Source organism: Mycobacterium sp. URHB0044 (assembly GCF_000620625.1).
Classification (GTDB): domain Bacteria; phylum Actinomycetota; class Actinomycetes; order Mycobacteriales; family Mycobacteriaceae; genus Mycobacterium.
On record NZ_JIAW01000027.1, the window covers coordinates 56,957 to 78,322 of the forward strand.

The window sequence follows — 21,366 nt, forward strand, 5'->3', positions numbered from 1 at the left end:
GTCAATCTACGCTGGCGACAGGCTACCGCGAGCGGCGTTTGCGCACTTCGCCCTTGGCCGTGTCGGCCAGCTCGGCGCTGCGTTCGCGCGCCAACTTGGCAATCGCGGGTCCACGTTCGCGGGCGGCGTCAGCGAATTCGGGCCCGCGTTCGCGTGCGACGCTGGCCAGTTCGGCGCTGCGTTCGCGTGCGAGCTTGGCAATCTCAGGTCCGCGTTCGCGTGCTACCTCGGCCAACTCCGAGCCTCGCTCGAGCGCGACGTCGGCCAACTCGGAGCCCCTCTCGCGGGCCACTTCGGCGAGCTCGCTGCCCCGTTCCAGCGCGAGATGCGCGAACTCACGGCCTCGTTCGGCTCCGACCTGTAGTCCGTGCCCGAGTTTTTCGGCAAGGGCGCTGTCGGCCAGCGCGCCACCCGACGCGGCGCCGACGGGCAGTGCGGTGACCACTGCGCCGGACACCTTGCGGGCGGCCCGGCGTCCGCGCCAGCCCAGCGAGGGTTTGCCCTCGGTGTCCACCGCCGCGATGATCAACCCGCCGATCAGGCTGACGTCGGCCATGAAGGCACGTCTCTGGTCTGCCTTGCGCGCGGGATCCGTCTCAGTCCAGAAGGTATGTCCGCCAAGGCCTCCTGGTACGACGCTGACGGCGAGTGCCGCGGAGGCGAACCGGGGCAGGCGGCCGGTTGCGAGCAACAGTCCCGCACCGATCTGCACGGCGCCGTTCACGCGTGCCACGGTTTCGGCGTTGGTGGGAACGTTCGTCCCCACGGGGTCGGGTAGTTTGGCCAGACCTTCGAGCGTGGGGCGCGCAGCGTCCGCAGCCGGCTTGGGGCTGCGCAACGCCTCCACGCCGCGCCCGATGAAGGTGGCGGCCAGCATGGGACGGGCGATTCGTCTGATCAACATGGCGCCAGGATTCCCAGGCCTACGTGGTCACAAACCCATCACCGATGGGCGTACTCGGCTACCCGGCGTCGCGGCCCTGCAGCAGCAGTTGGCTCAACCGGGTGGTGGTGGCCACGCCGTCGTCGTAGCCGCCGGCGCCGCCGAGTGAGTTCATCACCGCCAGCGTGTACCGCTGGCCTCCTCCCGCGAAACCGACCGAATTCACCACCCAGCCGCCCTGCTCCAGTGACCAGCCGTCCTTGTTGCCCGGCGTCATCGCGGGGCCCGCACCCCAGACCCCCCATTGCTGATTGGGCGCAACGTGTTGCAGCGCATCGACGATGGCGGCGGTGTCGCTGGGATCCAGCGCGGTGAGCACGTAGTTGATCAGCCGGTCGAGGTCGTTGGCCGTCGACTTCTGGAAACCCCAGTACGGGAAGATGTTGCTGAATCCGCGCTGCGGTGTCAGGTCCGTCATTCCGTACCGCGGAAAGTCGGCGTTGAAGGCCTGGTGGTCGCGACCTCCGTAGCGCGCCCACAGCGCGTCGGCGGCATCGTCGTCGGACGAATGCAGCATCGCTGCCATCAGGCTTCGGTCGTCCGCGCTGAGCGACACCGTCCCGGCCCGCTGGCGGGTGAGCAGGTCGACCACCATGGCCAGCTTGATGGTCGAGGCCGTCCAGACGAGCTCGCCGGCGTGCGAATTGCGGTAAGTCGCACCGGTTTTGCGGTCCCGGAGCACGTAGCCCACCGTGCCGGGGCGGGTACCGAGGTACGCGTCGGCGGCCGCGACGCGGTTCTGTAGGTCGCAGTCCGACGGTGCCAGTTCTGGTGCGCAGTCCGCCCCCGCGAGGGGCGTCGGAACCGCGGCAGTCACGACAACGGCGACCATCAGGGCGACGACGAGCCGGCATCTCACCGCACCAGCTTCGCATTAAGCTGAGACGACTCAGGCATCCGAGGAGGTCAGCGTGGCTCTCGTCGCGGGAATCGATTCGTCCACCCAATCGTGCAAGGTGGTGGTCTGCGACGCCGACACCGGCGAGACGGTGCGTTCGGGATCGACACCGCATCCGGCGGGCACCGAGGTCGACCCCAGGCTGTGGTGGTCGGCGCTGCAGGCCGCCATCACCGCGGCCGGTGGCCTGGACGACGTCGAGGCCATCTCCGTCGGGGCCCAGCAGCACGGCATGATCTGCCTCGACGCGGGCGGTTCCGTGGTGCGCGACGCCCTGCTGTGGAACGACACGCGGTCGAGCGGGGCGGCAGCCGACCTGGTCACCGAACTCGGCGGGCCCGACGAGTGGGCCAAGCGGGTCGGCGTGGTGCCGGTCGCATCGATCACCGCCGCGAAGTTGCGCTGGCTTGCCGACAACGAACCGAGGAACGCCGATGCGACGGCCGCGGTGTGTCTGCCGCACGATTGGCTCACCTGGCGGCTGGCCGGCGCCGGCGATCTCGCGGACCTACGCACCGACCGCAGCGACGCCAGTGGCACCGGGTACTTCGACGCCGAGGCCGGCGACTATCACCCCGACCTGCTGATGCTCGCGCTGCGGGGCCGCAACCCGCATCTGCCGACGGTGTTGGGCCCGAATCAGGCGGCTGGACATACCGCCGGCGGGGCCGTTCTGGGACCCGGTGCCGGCGACAACGCCGCTGCGGCGCTGGGCATCGGCGCTGGGCCGGGGGATTGCATCGTGTCGCTGGGAACCTCCGGAGTGGTCAGTGCGGTCGGGGACGCCGCCGCGCACGACGCATCGGGGTTGGTGGCGGGGTTCGCGGATGCGACGGGCAGGCAGCTGCCGCTGGTGTGCACGCTCAACGGCGCTCCGGTGCTGGCGGCCGTCGCGGCGATGTTGTCGGTGGACTTCGACGAGCTCGACAGGCTGGCGCTGTCGGCGTCCGTGGGTGCCGACGGGCTGGTGCTGGTGCCGTACTTCGACGGGGAGCGGTCGCCGAACCTGCCCGATGCTGCGGGTGCGCTGCACGGTGTGACGACGCGAAACCTGCTGCCCGCCAACGTGGCCCGCGCCGCGGTAGAGGGCCTGCTGAGCTCGATGGCCTACTGCATCGACCGGATCGCCGAGCAGGGCGTGAACGTCGAGCGCGTGATCCTCGTCGGTGGCGGCGCCCGCTCGGAGGCGATCCGGCGCATCGCCCCGGCGATTCTCGGCATGCCCGTGCACGTGCCGACACCCGCCGAGTACGTCGCGCTCGGTGCGGCGCGGCAGGCGGCGTGGACGCTGTCCGGAGCCGATGCGCCGCCGGCGTGGTCGTTCGGGGTGACGGCGTCCTACACCGCCGACCCGACCCCCGATGTCGTCGAGCGGTACCACAGCGTGCAGTCGCTGACCGTGGGGCAGTGAGGATTTCGCGCTAGCCGGGGGTGGCGATTCACGTCCGGCGTTTGGCTGCGAGGGATTCGAGAATTCGTCCGAGCAGGTCCAGAAGGGTGTCCTGTTCCTTCGCCGTGAGATCGCCGACCGTGTCCTCCTCGAGTGTGCGCCACGCGGCGTTGACGGGACCCTCCAGAGCCCGGCCCGCGTCTGTCAGGGTCACGAGGACGGTCCGACGATCCGCCTCGGATCGATTGCGGACGATCACCCCCGCTCTTTCCAAGCGCGAGATCATCTTGGACGTCGTTGGCGCCTCTATGGACATCTCGCGCGTCAGTTCCGCCTGGGTGCGCGGCTCCTTGTCCCAGAGGAGCATCAGCAACAGTTCCTGCCCCGCGGAAAGCCCGAGCCCGTGGAGTAGCGCCCCGGCATGTTGGCGATGCAGTCGCGCCACGGCAGAGATCCGCAGGCTGATCGTTGCCGACCGGGCGCGGTCCTGCCCGGCTGGTCCGGTCTTTTGGGGGTTCATTCGCACCTTCCGGAATACCTTTAGCCGGCTAAGGGTTGTACGGGGCGATAGTTAGCCGGCTAAGGCTAAACCGTACATTCACCGGAAGGACTTTGACATGACTTCATCGACGACGAGGACGATCGCGGTCGCCGGGGCGACGGGTGCCCAGGGTGGCGCAGTCGTCGACGCGCTGCGCGAGCACGGCGCATCGGTGCGTGCGCTGGTCCGCGACACCGGGTCGGAACGTGCCCGCAACCTCGCGAGTCGCGGGGTGGAACTCGTGCAGATCGATGTGAAAAATCCGGCGTCGCTTGGCAATGCGCTGCAAGGGGTCGACGCCTTCTTCTTCATGACGACCCCGTATGGCGTCTCGCAGAACCCCGATATCGACGGTGAGATCCAGCAAGGCGTCGATTTCGCCGACGCAGCAGCTGCTGCCGGGGTCCCGCACGTGGTGTTCAGTTCCGTCGGAGGCGCCGAGCGCAGCTCCGGCGTGCCGCACTTCGACTCCAAGCGCCGGGTCGAGGAGCACCTACTGGGGCGTGGCCTGTCGGTGACGATCGTTCGTCCGGTGTTCTTCATGGACAACTTCTTGTCGATGGCTCCCACGGTCGAAGGTGACGAACTCGTCCTGCGGCTTCCGGTTCCGGACGGCATCAAGTTGCAGACGGTCGCCGTCCGCGACATCGGCGTCGTCGTGGCTGCGGCGCTTCTCGACCCTGCGGCGGTTCCTGCGACGATCGAGATCGCCGGCGACGAGCTGACGGGCGGTGAGATCGCCGCCACCTTCGGCGCACACGTGGGTTTGTCGGCGCGGTATGAGGCCTTGCCGGTCGAGGTGCTCGACGGTCAGGACGACCTGCAGAAGATGTTTCGCTGGTTCGCGGATACGCCCGCATATCAAGCCGACATCGCCGCCGTGCGCAAGATCGATCCGGATCTCTGGAATCTGCAGGCGTGGTTGAAGGAAACGAACTACAGCGTTAGCCAGGGGTAGGGCGCGGCCAGCTCGGCCGGGGCAGGGGTCCCGGCAGTGGTCGGAGTCGGTCCAGCACCACACGTAGCGGCGACCACGTCGCACGACCGGTACGAGTGACGGCATATGCGGTGAGGACCACCGTGGGATCGGCCAGTGGGACGACCTTCACGCCGCTGCCGGTGGGCCTGCCCACCGGCAGCAGCCCCACGCCGTATTCGGCGACGATGAGGTCCTCGACCAGCTCGAGGCTGTCGATCTGGTGCGCGATGCGCGGCGCGAAGCCGGCGAGTGCGCCCAGCGTGCGGACCGCGTCTTCGTCAGCGGTGTTGCGCGAGTTGACGATCCAGGTGCGGTCGGCGTAGGCCGAGACGCCGGGTGGCCGGTCGGGTTCCTCGCTGCGCACGCCGAGACCCCATGGAATGGCCCATAGCGGAACGCTTTCCAGTAGCGGGCCGGGGGCGGCGGGTGCCAGGTTGTAGTCGTAGGTCAGAGCGAGGTCGAGATCGTCGTCGGTCAACAGCCGGAATGCCTCGATCGGTTCGTACTCACTGATCACGACGTCGACCTTGGGATGGGTGGCTGCCAGCTCGGCGAGGATCGGCAGCAGCGAGACCCGGATACCGGTGGCGAACCCACCGACGCGTAGCGTGCCGGCGGGCTCGGCGTCCGGGTTCAGGTCGAGGCGCGCGGCGTCGACGGCGGCGAGGATGGTGACGGCGTGATCGGCCAACCGGCGTCCAGCGGGGGTCAGCCGCACGCGCCGGCCTTCGGGCTCGATCAGTGGCGTACCAGTTTCCTTTGCCAGTGCCGCGATCTGCTGTGACACCGTCGAGGTGGTCAGGTGGTACGCCTCGCCGACCGCGCGCATCGATCCCATCCGGGATAGCGCGAGCAGGAGTTGCAGCCGTCGGGTGTCCACTCAGGCATTGTCCGCGATCGCTGAACGAATGGCTTGTGATCGATCAAGATCGTGCGACGGTGGTGCAGATCTCGCGTCTCGTGCGCCGACGTGTGCGTGAGCGTTGCGCTCGGGCCAGAGTCACGACGCGCGTGCAGATCTCGGCGGAATCTTCGCGAGTTCTGCAGAATCGTTGCCCCGCCGCCCTTCCCTCGATTGGGCTTCGCGCGCACGATTGGAGGAGGTCGACGAAGGGAGTGGGCAATGAAGGCCAAGGTCGGCGATTGGTTGGTAGTCAAGGGGACGACGGTAGACAGGCACGATCAGCGGGGCGTGATCACCGAGGTGCACTCGTCGGACGGTTCACCGCCGTACGTGGTCAAGTGGCTGAACAGCGACCACGTCGCGACCGTGTTTCCCGGCCCGGATGCGATCGTCAACACGCCCGAGGAGCAGAAGGAAGCCGACAAGCGGGCGGAGCATCACTTCGGGTCGGCGCACGCCAAGGGCTAGCGGCCGGCACCTCAGTTGGGCAACCGCCGGTTGATTAGCAGTGCGGCCAGTGCCGCCACCGCGAGCACCACCGCGCCGAGCCGCAGCCAGCCCGCGCTGGCATCCGCCTTGATGGTTTCGTAGCCGAACTGCTCCTGGATGTCGCTGAAGGCCCCCTCGAGCTGCCCGAGGTTCGACGCGGAATACGACTCGCCGCCCGACAATTCGGCGATCTTGGGAAGCATCTCGTCGCCGCCGACGGGTACCGGCTGGCGCTCGTTGTTGACCTCGACGAAGCCGTACGTCATGCCAAACGAGATGGTCGAGATCGGCACGCCCTCATCCCTGGCGGCGCGCGCCGCGGTGTAGGCGCCCTTCGGATCGTTCGGGTCGGCCGGGACTGTGTCGCCGTCGGACAACACCACGATGCGAGCGGGCGCCTCGTCACCGATGGCCTGCAGCGCGGTGAAGATGGCCTCACCCGTCGCGGTGCGATCGGCCAGTTCGAGCTCGTCGATCGCGTGCTTGGTGGCGTCGCGGTCGGTCGTCGGCGACACCAACACCGTGGCCGAGCCTGCGTAGGAGACGAGGCCCAGATCGATGCCTGGCGCGAGCTGGGAAGCGAACTGCTTGGCGGCCTCTTGCGCAGCGGCCAGCCGGCTGGGGGACACGTCGGTGGTGCGCATCGACTGCGACACGTCGATCGCGAGCATGACGACGGCGCGGTCGCGCGGAACCTGGACGTCGTGCGTCGGGCCTGCCATCGCGATCGTGAACAACACCAGCGATAGCACCAGCAGGCTCGCCGGCACGTGGCGCCAGCGCGTCGGCCGCGTCGCCCGGCTGCGCCGTGCCATCTGCACGACGACGTACAGCCCGATCACCCCGATGACGACGAATAGGAACAGGAAGTACCCGGGATGTTGGAATCCCGACACCGTCATTGGCCCGAGCCACGGCAACGCCATGGGCGCCTCGTCATCTGCTGGTTTCGTATTCCTCGCTATTGTCCACGAACTCTGGCGCCGCTACGCCGACTTCGTCGTCTCGCGCCCGCCCCGCGTCGCCGTGGGGTTTGATGTGGTCGACATTCAAAGAGAGACAAGGGAGCCGATGTGGTGGACATGAAGCTGGAAGTCGTGGTGATACCCGTCTCCGATGTGGATCGAGCCAAGGCGTTCTACGAGACGCTGGGCTGGCGGCTGGACGCGGATTTCGCCACCGGGGACGACTTTCGGGTAATCCAACTGACGCCTCCCGGGTCGCCGTGCTCCGTCATCTTCGGTACCGGAATATCCTCCGCGACACCGGGTTCCGTCGAGGGTTTACACCTCGTGGTGACCGACATCGAGGCCGCCCGCGCCGAAGTGGCCAGTCGGGGCGTCGAGGTGAGTGAGGTCTTCCACGATGCCGGCGGGGTGTTCCACCGTGCCGGCACCACCGGCCGCGAACCCGGGCCGGATCCACAACGCACCAGCTATGGCTCATTCGCCTCGTTCAGCGACCCGGATGGCAACGGCTGGGTGCTGCAGGAGATCACGAGCCGCCTGCCGGGGCGCTGACGGGCACGGTCGTCTCAGCCGTCCGCGTCGACCTGTGCCCAGAATCCGGCATCGGTGGCGACGAGGCGGTCGGCGATGCCCGCCTCGTCGAACGCCGTCCGGACGTCGTTGATGGTTTCGCTGTAGATCGACCATCCTTCGATGTGCGCGACCACGACCCGTGGGACGCCCAACACGGCGGTGACGTCGGCGGCTCGCTGTCCGGTCAGGGTCAGTGGGCGGCCACGGTTCTTGGTGGACAGGCGTGATGCGCCTGCGAACAGCACCGCGACGTCGATGGTCGGGAACCGCTGCGCGATCTGCGCGACGGGCACCATCGAGGCGTTGTCGCCGCTGACGTACACCGTGGGAAGCGCGTCGGCTTGCAGGACGAATCCGGTGACCTCGGCATTGACGTGTCCGGAGGCGTCGCGGGTGCCGTCGAGCGGGCCGTGCACCGCGGGAACGGCGGTGACGGAGATGTGCCCAGCGCCGTCGTGCCGGTCGAGCTGGGTGGCTTGCCAGGATGGCAGTCCGACGGCGCGCTCACCGAGCCGTTCGGCGGCGCCCGGTCCGGTGAGGATGCGGGGCGCCGCGGTCGTGGCCCATTGCCGACCGGCCACGTCGAGGTTGTCGTTGTGATCGTCGTGGCTGAGCAGAACGGCGTCGACGTCTCCAAGTTCGGCCGGGGCGACGGCAGGCGCTGTCAGCTTCGCCATGTTGCCGTAGTCGCGAGGTTCGTCGAACGTCGGGTCGGTGACGAAACGCGTTCCCGCGTAGTCGATGACGACGGTGGGACCACCGACCACTCCGACGGCGAAGGTGTGGCGAGCCGCGCTGATGCGTTCCTGGGAGGCACTTTCGATCATGACGCCAATATTCCAGGCAGAGGCGCTCGCTGTCAGGTCCGCTGTGCCGATGGGGATTGAAGGTCTTACGGCGTGTGACTGAGGACTAAAGCCTCCTCAGCGCGACGAGAAGTGCCCATAGCGTCAGTTTCGCAGGGCACACGATCACCGTCGTGCCCTTCGACCTGGGAGACAACGATGTCGAATACGGTTATTTCGCCGCACCCAACCGAGCCGCCTCCCGTGGGAGCGAAGGCGGGGCTTGGCCTTGGCGCCCTGACGGCGATCGTGGTCGGGTCGATGATCGGCAGCGGCATCTTCGCGCTGCCGTCGCAGATGGCGGGGAGCGCCGCTCCCGGGCCCCTACTCATCGGCTGGGCGATCACGGGCGTGGGCATGTTGATGCTGGCCTTCGTCTTCCAGACGCTGGCGTCACGCAAGCCGCAGGTCGACGGTGGCGTATACGGCTACGCGAGGGCAGGTTTCGGCGACTACGTCGGCTTCACGTCCGCCTTTGGCTATTGGGTGTCGGCATGGGTGGGCAACGTCGCGTATCTGGTGCTGCTGTTCTCGACGCTCGGCTACTTCTTCGGTCCCTTCGAGGGCGGTGCGACCGTGCCCGCGATCATCGGCGCATCGATCCTGCTGTGGATCGTGCACGCGATGACTCTGCGCGGCGTCAAGACCGCGGCGTTGGTCAACGCCTTGGTGACCATCGCCAAGATCGTGCCGATCCTAGTGTTCATCGCGATCGCCGTGGTCGGTTTCAAGGCGGGTCTCTTCACCGCCGACTTCTGGGGCCGGACTACGCAGATCGACGGGGTTCCGCTCGGCGACACCATGTCTCAGGTCAAGAACATGATGCTGGTCACCGTATGGGTCTTCATCGGCATCGAGGGTGCCGCGGTCTACTCGCGCCGCGCGGCCAAACGCAAGAACGTCGGACGGGCCACCGTGCTCGGGTTCGCCGGAGTGCTCGCCCTTCTGCTGTTGGTCAATCTCCTGTCGTACGGCCTGATGTCGCAGGCGGAACTCGCCGGTGTGGCCGACCCCTCCATGGCGGGTGTGCTGGAGAGCCAGGTGGGCAGCTGGGGTGCGGGCTTCATCTCGATCGGGCTGATCGTGTCCCTGCTCGGCGCTCTGATCGCATGGGTGATGCTGTGCGCCGAGATCCTGCGCCTGCCCGCACTGGAGAACGTGATGCCGAAGGCGCTCGCCCGGGAAAACGCCCACGGCGCACCCGCGAACGCGCTGTGGCTGACCAACATCTGCGTCCAGGCGATGCTCTTGTGGACCCTCGTCAATGACAGCACCTACCTCAATCTGGTCTATCTGGCGACCTCTCTGATCCTGCTGCCCTACCTCTGGTCGGCGGCGTACCAGGTGTTGCTCGCGGTGCGTGGCGAAACCTACGAATCGGGGCACGGTCGGACGCGCGACGCCCTCGTCGGACTGGTGGGCCTGGCCTACGCGATCTGGCTGGTCTACGCCGGCGGCTTGGAGTACCTGCTGATCGCTGCGGTGTTCTACCTCGCCGGGACCACCCTCTACCTCTGGGCGCGCAGGGAAAACCGCCTACCGGCCTTCACCAAGCCCGAGTGGGCAGTCTTCGCCGTCATCACGGCGGCCTCCGTGGTCGCGGTGGCGTTGATGGCGACCGGCAACCTGTCCGTCCTGTGACCGATCGAAGAGGTGAGCTCGTGAGTACGAACGAACCCGGGCTGGGGGTGTGGTCCGAGGCGGGTCGGCTGCGACGAGTCCTGGTGTGCGCGCCCGGACTTGCGCATCAACGGCTGACTCCCGAGACGTGCAAGGAGCTGCTGTTCGACGACGTCGTCTGGCTGCAGCAGGCGCGGCGCGATCACTTCGACTTCGTGGCCAAGATGGTCGATCGTGGCGTCGAGGTACTCGAGCTGCAGGATCTGCTCGCCGACGTGGTGGCCGTGCCCGAGGGCCGGGACTGGCTGCTGGACCGCAAGATCACCGACGACCTGGTCGGCTTGGGCCTGCGCCACGAGATCCGGGCCTGGTTGACGGAGCTGCCGCCGGATCGCTTGGCGGAGTTCCTCATTGGTGGGGTGGCGTACCAGGACGTGCCCAGTGAGCTCGGTGGCGGCTTCCTGTCGGCGTTCCGGGAGCTCGACGCGGCCGGGTTCGTGATCCGTCCGCTGCCCAATACCCAGTTCATGCGCGACAATTCGTCGTGGATCTTCGGCGGTGTCACGCTGAACCCGATGTACTGGCCTGCCCGGCGTCAGGAGACCCTGCTGACCACGGCGGTGTACAAGTTCCACCCTGCCTTCGCCGATCAGAAATTCGATGTCTGGCTGGGCGATGCGGAAGGTGCTGCCCGGGACAACGGCGCGGCCACCCTCGAAGGCGGCGACGTCATGCCGATCGGAAGGGGAATCGTGGTGATCGGCATGGGGGAACGGTCATCGCATCAGGCCATCACGCAGGTGGCGCGAAACCTGTTCGAAGCAGGCGCTGCTGAGCGAGTGATCATCGCCAGCCTGCCGAAGAGTCGTGCCGCGATGCACCTGGACACCGTGTTCACCTTCTGCGACTACGACGTCGTGACGGCGTATGCACCGATCGTCGACGGGATCGTGCCGTTCAGTCTGCGTCCCGACGACACATCGCCCACCGGTCTGGACATCCAGCGGGAACCGAAGGGACTGGTTCCCACCCTCGGTGAGGCCCTCGGCGTGGACTTCCGCGTGATCACCACCGCCGGCGATGTTTACGGCGTTCAGCGTGAGCAGTGGGACGACGGGAACAACGTTGTCGCGCTCGAACCGGGGGTGGTCATCGGTTATGACCGCAACATCCTCACCAACACGGCGCTGCGGAAAGCAGGCGTCGAAGTCGTCACGATCGATGCCAGCGAGCTGGGGCGCGGTCGGGGCGGCGGACGATGCATGACCTGTCCAATCCTGCGCGACCCGCTCTACACCTGATCCGGACGACGAAGGGAATCCTCATCGTGGCCTTCAACAACCGCAACCGCAGCCTGCTCAGTCTGGTCCATCACACCGATCGCGATTTGCATTACCTGCTCGACCTATCCCGCGACCTCAAGAGGGCGAAGTACTCGGGTCTCGGTCGGAATAGCCTGGCGGGCAAGAACATCGCCCTCATCTTCGAAAAGAGCTCCACTCGAACCCGCTGCGCGTTCGAAGTGGCGGCGTTCGACGAGGGCGCGCACGTGACCTACATCGACCCGACGTCATCGCAAATCGGCCACAAGGAGTCGATGAAGGACACGGCGCGCGTGCTGGGCCGGATGTATGACGCAATCGAATACCGTGGCGCGGGGCAGGAGATCGTCGAAGAGTTGGCCACCTACGCCGGTGTGCCGGTGTTCAACGGGCTGACGGACGAGTTCCATCCCACGCAGATGCTGGCCGACGTCCTCACCATGACCGAGCACTGCCCAAAACCGCTGACCGACATATCCTTCGCGTTCGTCGGCGACGGACGCAACAACGTTGCCAACTCGCTGCTGCTGGTGGGCGCCAAACTCGGCATGGACGTCCGGATCGGTGCCCCTCAAGAGCTTTGGCCCAGTGATGAGCACGTGGCGATGTGCCAGGACTTCGGCGCGTCGGCCGGCGCGCGGATCACCGTCACCGACGATCCGGTCAAGGCGGTCAGCGGCGTCGACTTCGTATACACCGATGTGTGGGTGTCGATGGGGGAGCCGCTGGAGACCTGGGGGGCACGGGTCGACATGCTGCTGCCCTTCCAGGTCAACGCCGAGCTGATCGCGGCCGTCGGCAACCCGCGAGTGAAGTTCATGCACTGCCTGCCGGCATTCCACAACTCGGAGACCACGATCGGTGCACGGATCGCGGAGCAGTACCCGCACCTCGCCAACGGCATCGAGGTCACCGACGACGTCTTCGAGAGTCCGGCCAACATCGCCTTCGATCAGGCGGAGAACCGAATGCACACAATCAAGGCCGTCCTCGTGGCCGCTCTGAGCTGAATCAAGACCACCATGCGGATCGTAATCGCCTTGGGCGGCAACGCATTGTTGCGGCGCGGGCAACCGATGACGGCGGAAAACCAGCGCGCCAACATCCGAACGGCCGCCGAGTGCATCGCCGCGGTGACACCTGGCAATGAAATCGTCGTCGCCCACGGCAACGGCCCTCAAGTGGGACTGTTGGCGCTGCAGTCGGCGGCCTACGTCGACGTCGCACCGTATCCACTCGACGTGCTCGGTGCTCAGACCGAGGCGATGATCGGCTACGTCATCGAGCAGGAATTGGGCAACCTTCTGCCACGCGAACAGCACATCGCCACACTGCTCACGATGATCGAGGTGGATCGACACGACCCCGCATTCGGGCACCCCACCAAACCGATCGGGCCGGTGTACGACCGGGAGACCGCGGAGCGCCTCGGGGCCGCCGGCGGCTGGGTCATCGCTCCCGACGGCGACAAGTTCCGCAGGGTGGTGGCGAGCCCAGAACCCAAGCGAATCTTCGAGATTGGACCCATCCGGCGCCTCGTGGAGGACGGCACCATCGTGATCTGTGCCGGTGGTGGCGGGATACCCACGGTCTATGACGAACAGGGCCAGCTGCATGGTGTGGAGGCCGTCATCGACAAGGATCTCGCATCGGCTCTGCTGGCCGAGCAACTGGACGCCGATCTACTCGTCATCGCCACGGACGTCGACGGCGTCTACACGGACTGGGGAACTGCCGAGCAGGCCCGGTTGGGCCGTGTCACTCCCGACGAGCTTGCCGGGCTGGATTTGCCGGCAGGCTCGATGGGGCCGAAGGTCGACGCCGCATCACGCTTCGCTCGTCACACCGGGAGGGCGGCCGTCATCGGGGCGCTATCCGACATCGCCGACATCGTCGGCGGAACGGCGGGCACTCGCGTTCAGCTGGGCTCGCGGAGTGGGAGTCCGGCAGCCCGATAGATCGCATCGATGACGGTCATGTTCTCGACGGCGTCCGCGGGCGTCGTCTTCACCGGTTCACCGCGTAGGACGGCGGCGGCGAATGCGTCGAGTTGATATGCGTAGGACGCGCGGCGCGACAACCGCTCCACCCGCCTGCCGTCGGCGGATCGGACCGACAGCCGGTGGTACAACTGCGGCATGACGGGGTTGAGCACTCGGAGTTCGCCGCGGTCGCCAACCACTCTTGCGCTCATCTGGAGTAGGTTCGCCGACCACATCGAGCACCGCACCCGGCCCGTGTGCCCGCCCGGAAATCGCAACTCCGCCGTCATGGCCCTGTCGATTCTCGAATTGCGTAGTTTCGCCTGCGCAGAAACGACTTCGGGGGTGCCTTGGCCGAACGTGCGGGCCATGTGGACCGCATAACAGCCGGCGTCCATCGTCGCGCCGCCAGCGAGCGAATAGTCGTAGCGGATGTCGGAGAACTTGGGCAACGGAAAACACAGGGCCGTCTCGACCCGTTCGAGCTTGCCCAGCTCACCCGAGCCGATGATCTCCTCGATTCGGAGCGCCAGCGGGTGGTACCGGTAGTGGAACGCCTCCATCACGACCCGGCCGGACTTCGCGGCAACCTCGGCCACCTCGCGCGCTTCGGCGGCGTTGGCGGTGAACGGCTTTTCGCAGAGGACGTGCTTGCCGGCGGCCAATGCGGCCCGGGTCCAGCGCCCGTGCAGGCTGTTCGGCAGCGGGTTGTAGATGGCATCCACCTCCGGGTCGGCGATGAGCGCCTCGTAGCCCGTATGTACCCGCGCGATGTCGTGCTTGGCCGCGAAGGCCCGTGCACGCGAAGCGTCGCGCGCCGCGACGGCGGCGACGACGACCTCGCCGTTCGTCTTGGCCGGATTGAGGAGCGCCATCGGGGTGATGCGAGCTGCCCCGAGGATGCCGATCCGCACGGGCGCGGCGGGACTTCCAGTCACCCCTGGACGCTAGCACTCAAACATGCTCGGTCAATCGAGGTCGGGGAACACGACGACGACCTTGTCGGCAGCACCGGGCGTGCTGGCCAGCTCGAGTGCGTGGCCGACGTCGGCGAAGGGGATGGCGTGGCTGATGATCAGCGCGTACTTCTCCCAGTCGTCGACCAAATCCTTTGTCACTTCGAAGATCTCGTCGGGATAACCCATGGATCCCACGACCGTGATTTCGTTGCTCATGACGTTGACGAAATCCACGGGGACCGGTTCCTTGTGCACGCCGACGACGCCGAGGGTGGCGCCCTTCTTGGCCGCACCGAGCACGGTGTCGATGACGGCCTTTGCGCCGGCGGCGTCGAGGTAGACGTCGGTGCCGGACCTGCCGGGGTGCATGGAGTCTCCATTGCCGTGCAGTTCGACGAGCCGGGCGACGACGTCTTCCTCCGCGGAGTTGATGACGGCGTCGGCGCCGATCTTCAGCGCCTTCTCGAGGCGGGCAGCGACCAGGTCGACCACCACCACGTGGCTCGCCCCCAGCGACCGGAACGCCAAGACCGCGCCAAGCCCGATCGGGCCAGCGCCGAACACGACGACCTTGTCGCCACGTCGTGGCTTGCAGCGGTTGACGCCGTGGCGGGCGACCGCCATCGGCTCGTTCAGTGCGGCGACTTTGAACGGGATGTGGTCGGGGATGACCTCCAAACTGGTTCCACGGACGGCATCTTCGATCAACAGGTAGTCGGCGAGGGCGCCCGTTGCACCGCCGTTGCCGATGATGCCGCTGGGTGCCGCCATCGGATTGACGACGACGTGGTCACCAACCTCTATGCCGGTGACGGCGGCGCCGACTTCGACGACTTCGCCGGCGGGTTCGTGGCCAAGCGGCGTGTGATTCTGGCGGGGCGGAATGCCGCCGATGGCGATGTAGAAGGCGTCGGATCCACAGATCCCGCACGCCCGTACGCGGATCAAGACGTCGTTGGCACCAACGTCGGGTCTCGGTGCGTCGACGACTTCGGCCTGGTCGGGCCCCGTCACCATGGACACCTTCATCGAAGTCTCCTTGTCGGGTACGGGTTTCGACTCGAACTCTAGAGTTCTAGAGGTGATACTCTACGGCCGTAGAGCTGATGTCAATGTGTCCGTGGAAGAGGAGCTCATGGGTTTGCGTGGCTTGGCCGGAAGGGTTGCGGTCGTGGTGGGGGGTGCGACCGGTATCGGCGCAGCGACCGCAGTACGGCTAGGCGAGGAAGGCTGTCACGTGGTGGTCGGCGACCTGGCGGCCGAGGCCGCCCAGTCGACGGCCCAGCGCATCGTTGCCGCCGGCGGCACGGCGGTCGCCGTCGCATGCGATCTCGCGGAACCCGACTCGATCGCCGCGCTCATGGGCTCCGCAACCGACGCGTACGGCCGCGTCGATGCGCTGTTCAACGTCGGTGCGGACATGAGGGCCATTCGGGCGGACTCCGACGTGGTCGACATCGACCTCGACGTGTGGGACCGCGTGATGACCGTGAACCTGCGCGGCTACGTCGCCGCCATGAAGCACGCCATCCCGAGAATGCTCGACGGCGGCGGTGGGGCGATCGTCAACATGTCGTCGGCGGCGGCATTTCAGGGTGAGCCCACGCGACCGGCCTACGCCACCGCCAAGGCCGGAATCGGCGCTCTCACAAGGCATGTCGCATCACGATGGGGCAAGGACGGCATCAGGTGCAACGCCGTCGCACCGGGCTTCACCGCCACCGAGGCCATTCAATCCGCGCCGCAATGGCCAGAGTTGGAAGCCGCCGCACTGAAGCGCATCCGCGGACCCCGTGTCGGCGCACCCGACGACGTCGCGGCGCTGGTGGCGTTTCTGCTCTCGGACGAGGGCGAGTGGATCAACGGCCAGGTCGTCAACGTCGACGGCGGCACCATCCTGCGATGACCCGCACCGACGACGTCATGGCCATTTCCTCGCCGCGCAAACGCAATGGCGACGAACGGCGACGTGACCTGTGCGACGCGGGAATCCGGGTGCTGGCCGAACATGGTTCCCGCGGGCTGACACACGCCAAGGTCGACCGCTACGCCGGAGTGCCCAATGGCACCACGTCGTACTACTACCGCACCCGCGCCGCCCTGCTGCGCGGCGTCGGTCAGCGCGTCGCCGAGATCGACATGGCCAACCTCCACTCGGTGAGCGACGAGCCGCTCGATCCACGGTCGCCGTTCGCGCACCTAGCCCGACTGGTGATGATGCAGGCTGACGGCGAAGGCTTGGCGCTCAACAGGGCGCGACACGAGCTGCTGCTGGGCATTGCACGCGATCCGGATCTCGCTGAGACATCGCAGGAGTTCGTCGGGCGGATCCTCGCCATGGCCCAAGACGCCATCACCTACCTGAACCCCAGCGTCACCGATAGCGCTCTGCTCGCAGCACAGACGACCGCCGTCACCACCTTCATCGCCGGTGTCTTCACTCGGCTCCTGGTGGGCGACCGCACCATCAACGACGCCGACCAACTCGCGCGGCTATTGCAGGCGGTCGCCACGGCGGTGCACGCTTGCGATTAGCGCTGTGCGACGATGCGAGAATGACCGCGCGCCCGGCACACTTCACCCAGCTTGCTCCCGACCGGTTCCTGCCGACGTCGAACGCGCAAAGCCATTGGGGCGAGGACCATCTGAATGGCCCCGCGGTGGTCGGTCTGGTGGCGCGGGCGCTCGAGGAGCAATATGGCCTCGACGAGTTCATGCCCGCACGTCTGACGGTCGATCTGTTCAAGGCCGCCCGCGGCGTCGAGACCGTCGCCCAGATGCGGCTGGTGCGCGACGGCAGGCGCGTCCGCAACTCGGAGTGCGAACTGATCCAGGACGGCGTCGTCGTGGCCAGGGCCGTACTTGTGCAGTACCGGCGCTCGGAGTCCCCCCGGGGCGAAGAGTGGTCGGCCACCATGGATTTCACGCCGCCACCCAACGTCGACGATGCCCGCCACATGTACATCGGCAGTGACGACGGCGGCTGGTCCCAATCGATCGCAGATCACCAGAACACCTCCCGCAAGCGGTTCATCAACCGCTCCGTCGACGTCGTTGCGGGCGTCAAGAACACCCCGTTCGTGAACGCGGCGATGGCCGCCGAGGGCACTAGCCTCGTCACCAATCTCGGCTCGGCGGGGGTGGGCTACATCAACGGCGACTTGACCGTGGCATTGGCGCGGTTGCCGCTGGACGAGTGGGTGGGCGCGCAAGGCGATTCGCACTGGGTGGCCGACGGCGTCTCAGTGGGCACGGCAACGCTTTTCGATCACGCCGGCGCGTTCGGCACCGGCACGGTGACGGCCGTCAGCAATCCCGCGGCGCAGATCGACTTCGCCAACGATCCGTTTCCCACGCGTACGCCAACGGCGTGACGGGGCGGGCGGCTCATGAAGTGATGTCTAGTCGTGGCCGGCGCAGCACGAGTTTGGTGGTGTGCGCCTTGTACGCCTCGGGGGCGTCGTCCCAATCCGCCAGCATGGTGGTGACGACCTCAGCCGGAAAGTCCTCGCGGGCAACGTAGTCGAGCAGTTCGGGAAGAATCGGTCGAACGCTGGAGACGCCGATCTCGAGCGCAGCGTCGTTGGCGTACATGTGCATGAGCGGCACCTTGGTTCCCGGCGGAAGGTAGTAGCCGACGGGTCGACACACGCCGCCGGGAGCGAGCGACCGCAGTGCCGCATCGACGCCGGCAGCGCTCGAGGTGCCCTCCACCGCGATGTCGTAGTCACGCCGCGGAATGTCGGTGGCACTCCGCTTGCCCTTCTTGACGGCATGCACACGCGCGCCGAGCTGCTCGGCGATGGCCAGTCTTTCGGGCCGATCGTCGACGTAGTCGACCACTTCGGCCCCGTGCCAGACGGCGAGGCCCGCCGCGTACAAACCGATGCTCTGGGCAACGCCGCCGAGAATCAGCACGCGACCACCGGGCCGACGCTGAAGTCCGGGCACGATACATCGCCAGGCATCCGACAGGTTGTCACTCGCTGCGGCCACGCGCAGCGGGTCGACGCGATCGGGAACGCGCGCCAGCATGTGGTCGGCAAACGGGACCCGCAGCAGGTCGGCAACCATCCCTCCCCACGGGCCGCTCGATGGACCGAAACCAAAGGCTGCCAACGTGCCTTCCCGAGTGGTGGTGCACTTTGCGGTAAGCCCGCGCCGGCATTCGAGGCAGTCACCGCACGACACCGACCACGGCACCACGACGGCGTCTCCACGGCGCAGACCGGTGATCTCGGGACCCACCTCAACGACCTCGGCGATGCATTCGTGGCCAATGGCGAAGGGCCCCTTGAAGGGAACCGACCCGCAGATGCTGCCCACGACCGGATCGATCAGCCCGACGCGCAGGCCGATCTGCATGGCGCGTGAGACGTGCCGGTGGATGGGCATGGTGTCGCCGTCGCAACGGCTGGCGATGAACGGGCGCACCAGCGCATCGCGGGGGTCCTGCAACGTGGGCGCGGGCCGTTCCCGCCAGTCGAGGTGGCCCGCGCGGATCACGTGCAGCTCACGCATTGGCGCGTTCCGCCTTGGCCAGCGCGGCGAGTTCCTGGAATCGGATCACGTTGCCTCCCGCACCCCACGTCCCTTCGGGCTGCTCGTGGATCAGCACCCACACTCGCAGCGCGTCGCTTTCCGCCAGTCCCGCGGCGGCCAGCACCTGCTCGGTGGCTTCCTTGACCAGTCCGTCCTTGCGGCGCTGCGACAGTCCGCCCTCGGGCACCGTGACGTCGAGTCGGAAGCGCGGCGCATCATCCTCGAGGGCAGTGAACCCGTCCCCGCTCACCTCGTCGATGCGGCTCCACGCCTGGGCACGGAAGAATGCCGTATCGGGCGCGCCCTCCCATTTCAACAATGTCGCGGCGAGTGCTTTCTGTAGACCGCGGCGGGCTTCCACGGTGAGCACGCCTGCAGGCACGGTCAGCTGAATCATTGGCATGAAGAACTCCTTATGACGACTGTTATAAAACGAACCGTATGCTATAACAATCGTCATAGCAAGGAGGTCGCACGGTGCCGAAGGACACGACGGATTCGCGCAAGCAAATGGTGATGGGCGCCGCCGACATGATCCGCCGCCGCGGGCTGAACGCCACCAGCGTGCGCGAGCTGGCCAAGCACACATCGGCGCCCCTGGGCTCCACGTATCACTACTTTCCCGGCGGCAAGTACGAGCTTGCCGCCGAAGCGGTGCGCTGGGCCGACGACATCACCGCCCGCACACTTTCCCGCGAATTGGGTGCCGGACCGCTAGCCGGCCTGGAGGGATTCCTCCAGATGTGGCGAAAAGTCGTTGTCGACAGCGACTTTCATGCAGGATGCCCAGTGCTGGCCGTCTCGGTCGAGGATCTACCCGAGAACGAGGCCGCCCCGCGCGAGGCCGCCGCCGCGGCCTTCAAAGGCTGGACCGCGATCCTCGCGGAGTCGTTCCGCGAGCACGGCGCAGCCGATGACGCTGCCGGCCGAGTCGCCACGCTCGTCGTCGCTGCGGTGGAGGGGACTGTGGCGATGTGCCGCGCCGAGCGGAGCATCGAACCGCTCGACCGGGTTGCGGTGGAGCTCAGTCGATTGGTTGGTGACCTCGTCGGCCCACGCTGACCCGGCGCAGTGCTCGCCCTGGCCGCTGATTTGTCGCGCTTGGCTCGAGGACGTCCCTGCTGTGGGACCATGAGCCCAGGTAACGCCGTCCGCACTCGGCGGCGCTGCCCGGGAGGGGAGCATCACGCCGTCACGTCGCTCGGAACTGTTGAGCATGGCGGACGACTACGCGCGGAACGCCCTCTCTCAGCGCGCCGCCTTCGAGGCGACGCACCCGGCCGTCATGGCTGCCGCGGAGCAGCTGGCGAGCGAGCCCGTGCTCCGGGTGGTCGATCTGGGAGCCGCCGACGGCGTCAACTCACATGGCCTCATCCGCGATCTCGTGGCGCAACGCGCCGGCCGCCCGATGATCTACGCACTCGTTGACCTTCCGACGAACGTGTGGCGGGTCGCCGCCGCCCACGTGCGGGATGCGTTCGGCCCAACGGTGGATGGTGGCGCGATGGTCGTGATCCCCGGGCCGGCCGAGTCAGGACCCGGGGTCGCCGACGTCGGCACGGGCGCTCACTACGTCTCGCCGGAGGCCCATGGTGAGGCGTGCCGGCGAGCGCTCGATCTCGACCCGCCTCCCGCCACGGTCGTCTCCATGGCCGGTATCCCGCTTCATCAAGCGCCCGCCCTGCCACGAGGCACGGTGCACATCGCGGTGACTGGGACGACCATGCACTGGATCGCCGACGCTGCCGGACTGGCCTCGAGCGGCTCGGTGTTTCCCGGATACCCGGATCACGTGGACGCCGACGAGCGACGCGCCTGGAGCGTCGCCGCGGAGCGGCAGTGGGAGCGAATGCTGGAGATGCGCGCCGTCGAGCTGGCGCCGGGCGGGTGGTTCGTCGCGGCCATCCCGGCGTCTCCCGCTCCGTGCCCGGACAGGACCGGGCTGTACGTCGAGATCGTGGGGGACATGAACCTGTTGCTCGCCGACTGGCAACGCGCAGGGCGCATCGGCGGCGCCACGGTGGCCGCGGCCGTCGTTCCGGTGTGGTCGCGGACAATCGGCGAGCTGAGGGCTCCCTTCGACGCGGGCGGCGGGTGCTTCGCCGGCCTCGAGCTCGAGAGCGCCGAGCTCTTCCGTCTCGACAATCCCTACTGGCACGACGATCCCGCGGTGTTCGCGCGGAACTACGTGCGGAGCGTGACAGCCTGGGGAACGCCGCTCCTCCTCCGCGCCTTCGCGCGCGAGGGCGAGGCGCGCGCTGCCGGTCTGCTTGCCGACTTCCTCGGAGAGCTCGAGGACCGCGTCGCGCAGGCACCCGACCGCTATCGCTGGGACTACGTCGAGGCCCTCGTCATCTGCCGGAAGGCGGCCGACGCGGTTTGACCCGTACGTCTGGAGTCGACCACCGTCG

At 67.3% G+C, this 21,366-nt stretch carries 23 protein-coding genes; 13 read left to right on the top strand and 10 right to left on the bottom strand.

Going from position 1 to position 21,366, the window contains the following annotated elements; translation table 11 throughout:
• Positions 1–22: 22 nt before the first annotated feature.
• Positions 23–904, bottom strand: a complete 882-nt coding sequence (locus N536_RS40225; RefSeq protein ID WP_036438470.1) for a DoxX family protein — start codon at positions 902–904, stop codon at positions 23–25.
• A gap of 58 nt (positions 905–962) precedes the next feature.
• Positions 963–1,775 (bottom strand): serine hydrolase, encoded by an 813-nt coding sequence (locus N536_RS0133235; protein ID WP_369798498.1) that lies wholly within the window; start codon positions 1,773–1,775, stop codon positions 963–965.
• A gap of 79 nt (positions 1,776–1,854) precedes the next feature.
• Between N536_RS0133235 and N536_RS0133240 the strand changes: the two genes are divergently transcribed.
• Positions 1,855–3,252 (top strand): xylulokinase, encoded by a 1,398-nt coding sequence (locus N536_RS0133240; RefSeq protein ID WP_029117559.1) that lies wholly within the window; start codon positions 1,855–1,857, stop codon positions 3,250–3,252.
• Between the two features lie 28 nt (positions 3,253–3,280).
• On the opposite strand, the gene N536_RS40230 is transcribed toward N536_RS0133240, so the two are convergent.
• Positions 3,281–3,751: a MarR family winged helix-turn-helix transcriptional regulator gene (locus N536_RS40230; RefSeq protein WP_036438473.1), complete on the bottom strand. Its 471-nt coding sequence runs from the start codon at positions 3,749–3,751 to the stop codon at positions 3,281–3,283.
• Between the two features lie 97 nt (positions 3,752–3,848).
• Between N536_RS40230 and N536_RS0133250 the strand changes: the two genes are divergently transcribed.
• Entirely contained in the window at positions 3,849–4,730 is an 882-nt protein-coding gene (locus N536_RS0133250) for an NmrA/HSCARG family protein (protein ID WP_029117560.1), read from the top strand.
• Here the strand turns inward: N536_RS0133250 and N536_RS0133255 are convergent.
• Positions 4,717–5,631: a LysR family transcriptional regulator gene (locus N536_RS0133255; protein ID WP_029117561.1), complete on the bottom strand. Its 915-nt coding sequence runs from the start codon at positions 5,629–5,631 to the stop codon at positions 4,717–4,719. The two genes, N536_RS0133250 and N536_RS0133255, sit on opposite strands and share 14 nt — an antisense overlap.
• 243 nt (positions 5,632–5,874) lie before the next feature.
• Between N536_RS0133255 and N536_RS0133260 the strand changes: the two genes are divergently transcribed.
• A complete protein-coding gene (locus N536_RS0133260) occupies positions 5,875–6,123 on the top strand; it encodes a DUF1918 domain-containing protein (RefSeq protein WP_029117562.1) in 249 nt (82 codons plus the stop codon).
• Positions 6,124–6,134: 11 nt separating this feature from the next.
• Here the strand turns inward: N536_RS0133260 and N536_RS0133265 are convergent, their stop codons facing one another.
• Positions 6,135–7,070, bottom strand: coding sequence for a VWA domain-containing protein (locus tag N536_RS0133265; protein WP_029117563.1), 936 nt, complete (start codon positions 7,068–7,070; stop codon positions 6,135–6,137).
• A gap of 156 nt (positions 7,071–7,226) precedes the next feature.
• On the opposite strand from N536_RS0133265, the gene N536_RS0133270 reads away from it, so the two are divergent.
• Positions 7,227–7,664, top strand: coding sequence for a VOC family protein (locus N536_RS0133270; protein WP_197040289.1), 438 nt, complete (start codon positions 7,227–7,229; stop codon positions 7,662–7,664).
• A 14-nt stretch (positions 7,665–7,678) separates the two neighbouring features.
• Here N536_RS0133270 and N536_RS40235 read toward each other — a convergent pair whose 3' ends face one another.
• Positions 7,679–8,512 carry an MBL fold metallo-hydrolase gene (locus tag N536_RS40235; protein ID WP_051574951.1) on the bottom strand — a complete coding sequence of 278 codons (834 nt, stop codon included), beginning with the start codon at positions 8,510–8,512 and terminating at the stop codon, positions 7,679–7,681.
• Between the two features lie 177 nt (positions 8,513–8,689).
• On the opposite strand from N536_RS40235, the gene arcD reads away from it, so the two are divergent.
• Genes arcD through arcC form a run of 4 tightly spaced genes read left to right on the top strand, consistent with a single transcriptional unit; the run spans position 8,690 to position 13,430 of the window.
• Positions 8,690–10,171 (top strand): arginine-ornithine antiporter, encoded by a 1,482-nt coding sequence (gene arcD, locus N536_RS0133280; protein ID WP_081809492.1) that lies wholly within the window; start codon positions 8,690–8,692, stop codon positions 10,169–10,171.
• Positions 10,172–10,191: 20 nt separating this feature from the next.
• Positions 10,192–11,451, top strand: coding sequence for an arginine deiminase (locus N536_RS0133285; RefSeq protein ID WP_029117566.1), 1,260 nt, complete (start codon positions 10,192–10,194; stop codon positions 11,449–11,451).
• A gap of 26 nt (positions 11,452–11,477) precedes the next feature.
• A complete protein-coding gene (locus tag N536_RS0133290; protein ID WP_029117567.1) occupies positions 11,478–12,482 on the top strand; it encodes an ornithine carbamoyltransferase in 1,005 nt (334 codons plus the stop codon).
• Between the two features lie 12 nt (positions 12,483–12,494).
• On the top strand, positions 12,495–13,430 hold the full coding sequence (arcC, locus tag N536_RS0133295; RefSeq protein WP_029117568.1) for a carbamate kinase: 936 nt from the start codon (positions 12,495–12,497) through the stop codon (positions 13,428–13,430).
• Here arcC and N536_RS0133300 read toward each other — a convergent pair.
• Together N536_RS0133300 and N536_RS0133305 are read right to left on the bottom strand one after the other, a co-directional pair.
• Positions 13,391–14,329, bottom strand: a complete 939-nt coding sequence (locus N536_RS0133300) for a Gfo/Idh/MocA family protein (protein WP_369798499.1) — start codon at positions 14,327–14,329, stop codon at positions 13,391–13,393. The two genes, arcC and N536_RS0133300, sit on opposite strands and share 40 nt — an antisense overlap.
• Before the next feature lie 93 nt (positions 14,330–14,422).
• Positions 14,423–15,442 carry a zinc-binding dehydrogenase gene (locus tag N536_RS0133305; protein WP_029117570.1) on the bottom strand — a complete coding sequence of 340 codons (1,020 nt, stop codon included), beginning with the start codon at positions 15,440–15,442 and terminating at the stop codon, positions 14,423–14,425.
• Between the two features lie 106 nt (positions 15,443–15,548).
• On the opposite strand from N536_RS0133305, the gene N536_RS0133310 reads away from it, so the two are divergent.
• Genes N536_RS0133310 through N536_RS0133320 form a run of 3 tightly spaced genes read left to right on the top strand, consistent with a single transcriptional unit; the run spans position 15,549 to position 17,787 of the window.
• Positions 15,549–16,319, top strand: coding sequence for an SDR family NAD(P)-dependent oxidoreductase (locus N536_RS0133310; RefSeq protein WP_029117571.1), 771 nt, complete (start codon positions 15,549–15,551; stop codon positions 16,317–16,319).
• 17 nt (positions 16,320–16,336) lie between these two features.
• Positions 16,337–16,948 carry a TetR/AcrR family transcriptional regulator gene (locus N536_RS0133315; protein WP_029117572.1) on the top strand — a complete coding sequence of 204 codons (612 nt, stop codon included), beginning with the start codon at positions 16,337–16,339 and terminating at the stop codon, positions 16,946–16,948.
• A 20-nt stretch (positions 16,949–16,968) separates the two neighbouring features.
• The gene (locus N536_RS0133320) at positions 16,969–17,787 is read left to right on the top strand and encodes an acyl-CoA thioesterase domain-containing protein (RefSeq protein ID WP_029117573.1); all 819 of its coding nucleotides are present in this window, start codon (positions 16,969–16,971) and stop codon (positions 17,785–17,787) included.
• A gap of 13 nt (positions 17,788–17,800) precedes the next feature.
• Here N536_RS0133320 and N536_RS0133325 read toward each other — a convergent pair whose 3' ends face one another.
• Together N536_RS0133325 and N536_RS0133330 are read right to left on the bottom strand one after the other, a co-directional pair.
• The gene (locus N536_RS0133325) at positions 17,801–18,934 is read right to left on the bottom strand and encodes a zinc-binding dehydrogenase (protein ID WP_029117574.1); all 1,134 of its coding nucleotides are present in this window, start codon (positions 18,932–18,934) and stop codon (positions 17,801–17,803) included.
• Positions 18,927–19,358 carry a tautomerase family protein gene (locus tag N536_RS0133330; RefSeq protein WP_029117575.1) on the bottom strand — a complete coding sequence of 144 codons (432 nt, stop codon included), beginning with the start codon at positions 19,356–19,358 and terminating at the stop codon, positions 18,927–18,929. Before N536_RS0133330 ends, N536_RS0133325 begins: the two co-directional genes overlap by 8 nt.
• Before the next feature lie 107 nt (positions 19,359–19,465).
• Here N536_RS0133330 and N536_RS0133335 point away from each other — a divergent pair, with 107 nt between their 5' ends.
• Together N536_RS0133335 and N536_RS43210 are read left to right on the top strand one after the other, a co-directional pair.
• Positions 19,466–20,017, top strand: coding sequence for a helix-turn-helix domain-containing protein (locus N536_RS0133335; protein WP_197040290.1), 552 nt, complete (start codon positions 19,466–19,468; stop codon positions 20,015–20,017).
• A 154-nt stretch (positions 20,018–20,171) separates the two neighbouring features.
• Complete coding sequence (locus tag N536_RS43210; protein WP_029117577.1) at positions 20,172–21,338, top strand: hypothetical protein; 1,167 nt, start codon at positions 20,172–20,174, stop codon at positions 21,336–21,338.
• Positions 21,339–21,366 lie beyond the last annotated feature (28 nt).

Coding starts and splice junctions, on each gene's coding strand:
- N536_RS40225 (WP_036438470.1), bottom strand. CDS start 904: ATGTTGATCAGACGAATCGCCCGTCCCATGCTGGCCGCCACCTTCATC.
- N536_RS0133325 (WP_029117574.1), bottom strand. CDS start 18,934: ATGCGTGAGCTGCACGTGATCCGCGCGGGCCACCTCGACTGGCGGGAA.
- N536_RS0133320 (WP_029117573.1), top strand. CDS start 16,969: ATGACCGCGCGCCCGGCACACTTCACCCAGCTTGCTCCCGACCGGTTC.
- N536_RS0133310 (WP_029117571.1), top strand. CDS start 15,549: ATGGGTTTGCGTGGCTTGGCCGGAAGGGTTGCGGTCGTGGTGGGGGGT.
- N536_RS0133260 (WP_029117562.1), top strand. CDS start 5,875: ATGAAGGCCAAGGTCGGCGATTGGTTGGTAGTCAAGGGGACGACGGTA.
- N536_RS40235 (WP_051574951.1), bottom strand. CDS start 8,512: ATGATCGAAAGTGCCTCCCAGGAACGCATCAGCGCGGCTCGCCACACC.
- N536_RS0133335 (WP_197040290.1), top strand. CDS start 19,466: ATGGTGATGGGCGCCGCCGACATGATCCGCCGCCGCGGGCTGAACGCC.
- N536_RS0133330 (WP_029117575.1), bottom strand. CDS start 19,358: ATGCCAATGATTCAGCTGACCGTGCCTGCAGGCGTGCTCACCGTGGAA.
- N536_RS0133305 (WP_029117570.1), bottom strand. CDS start 15,442: ATGAAGGTGTCCATGGTGACGGGGCCCGACCAGGCCGAAGTCGTCGAC.
- arcD (WP_081809492.1), top strand. CDS start 8,690: ATGTCGAATACGGTTATTTCGCCGCACCCAACCGAGCCGCCTCCCGTG.
- N536_RS0133235 (WP_369798498.1), bottom strand. CDS start 1,775: ATGGTCGCCGTTGTCGTGACTGCCGCGGTTCCGACGCCCCTCGCGGGG.
- N536_RS0133250 (WP_029117560.1), top strand. CDS start 3,849: ATGACTTCATCGACGACGAGGACGATCGCGGTCGCCGGGGCGACGGGT.
- N536_RS43210 (WP_029117577.1), top strand. CDS start 20,172: ATGGCGGACGACTACGCGCGGAACGCCCTCTCTCAGCGCGCCGCCTTC.
- N536_RS40230 (WP_036438473.1), bottom strand. CDS start 3,751: ATGAACCCCCAAAAGACCGGACCAGCCGGGCAGGACCGCGCCCGGTCG.
- arcC (WP_029117568.1), top strand. CDS start 12,495: ATGCGGATCGTAATCGCCTTGGGCGGCAACGCATTGTTGCGGCGCGGG.
- N536_RS0133300 (WP_369798499.1), bottom strand. CDS start 14,329: ATGGCGCTCCTCAATCCGGCCAAGACGAACGGCGAGGTCGTCGTCGCC.
- N536_RS0133270 (WP_197040289.1), top strand. CDS start 7,227: ATGAAGCTGGAAGTCGTGGTGATACCCGTCTCCGATGTGGATCGAGCC.
- N536_RS0133265 (WP_029117563.1), bottom strand. CDS start 7,070: ATGGCGTTGCCGTGGCTCGGGCCAATGACGGTGTCGGGATTCCAACAT.
- N536_RS0133315 (WP_029117572.1), top strand. CDS start 16,337: ATGGCCATTTCCTCGCCGCGCAAACGCAATGGCGACGAACGGCGACGT.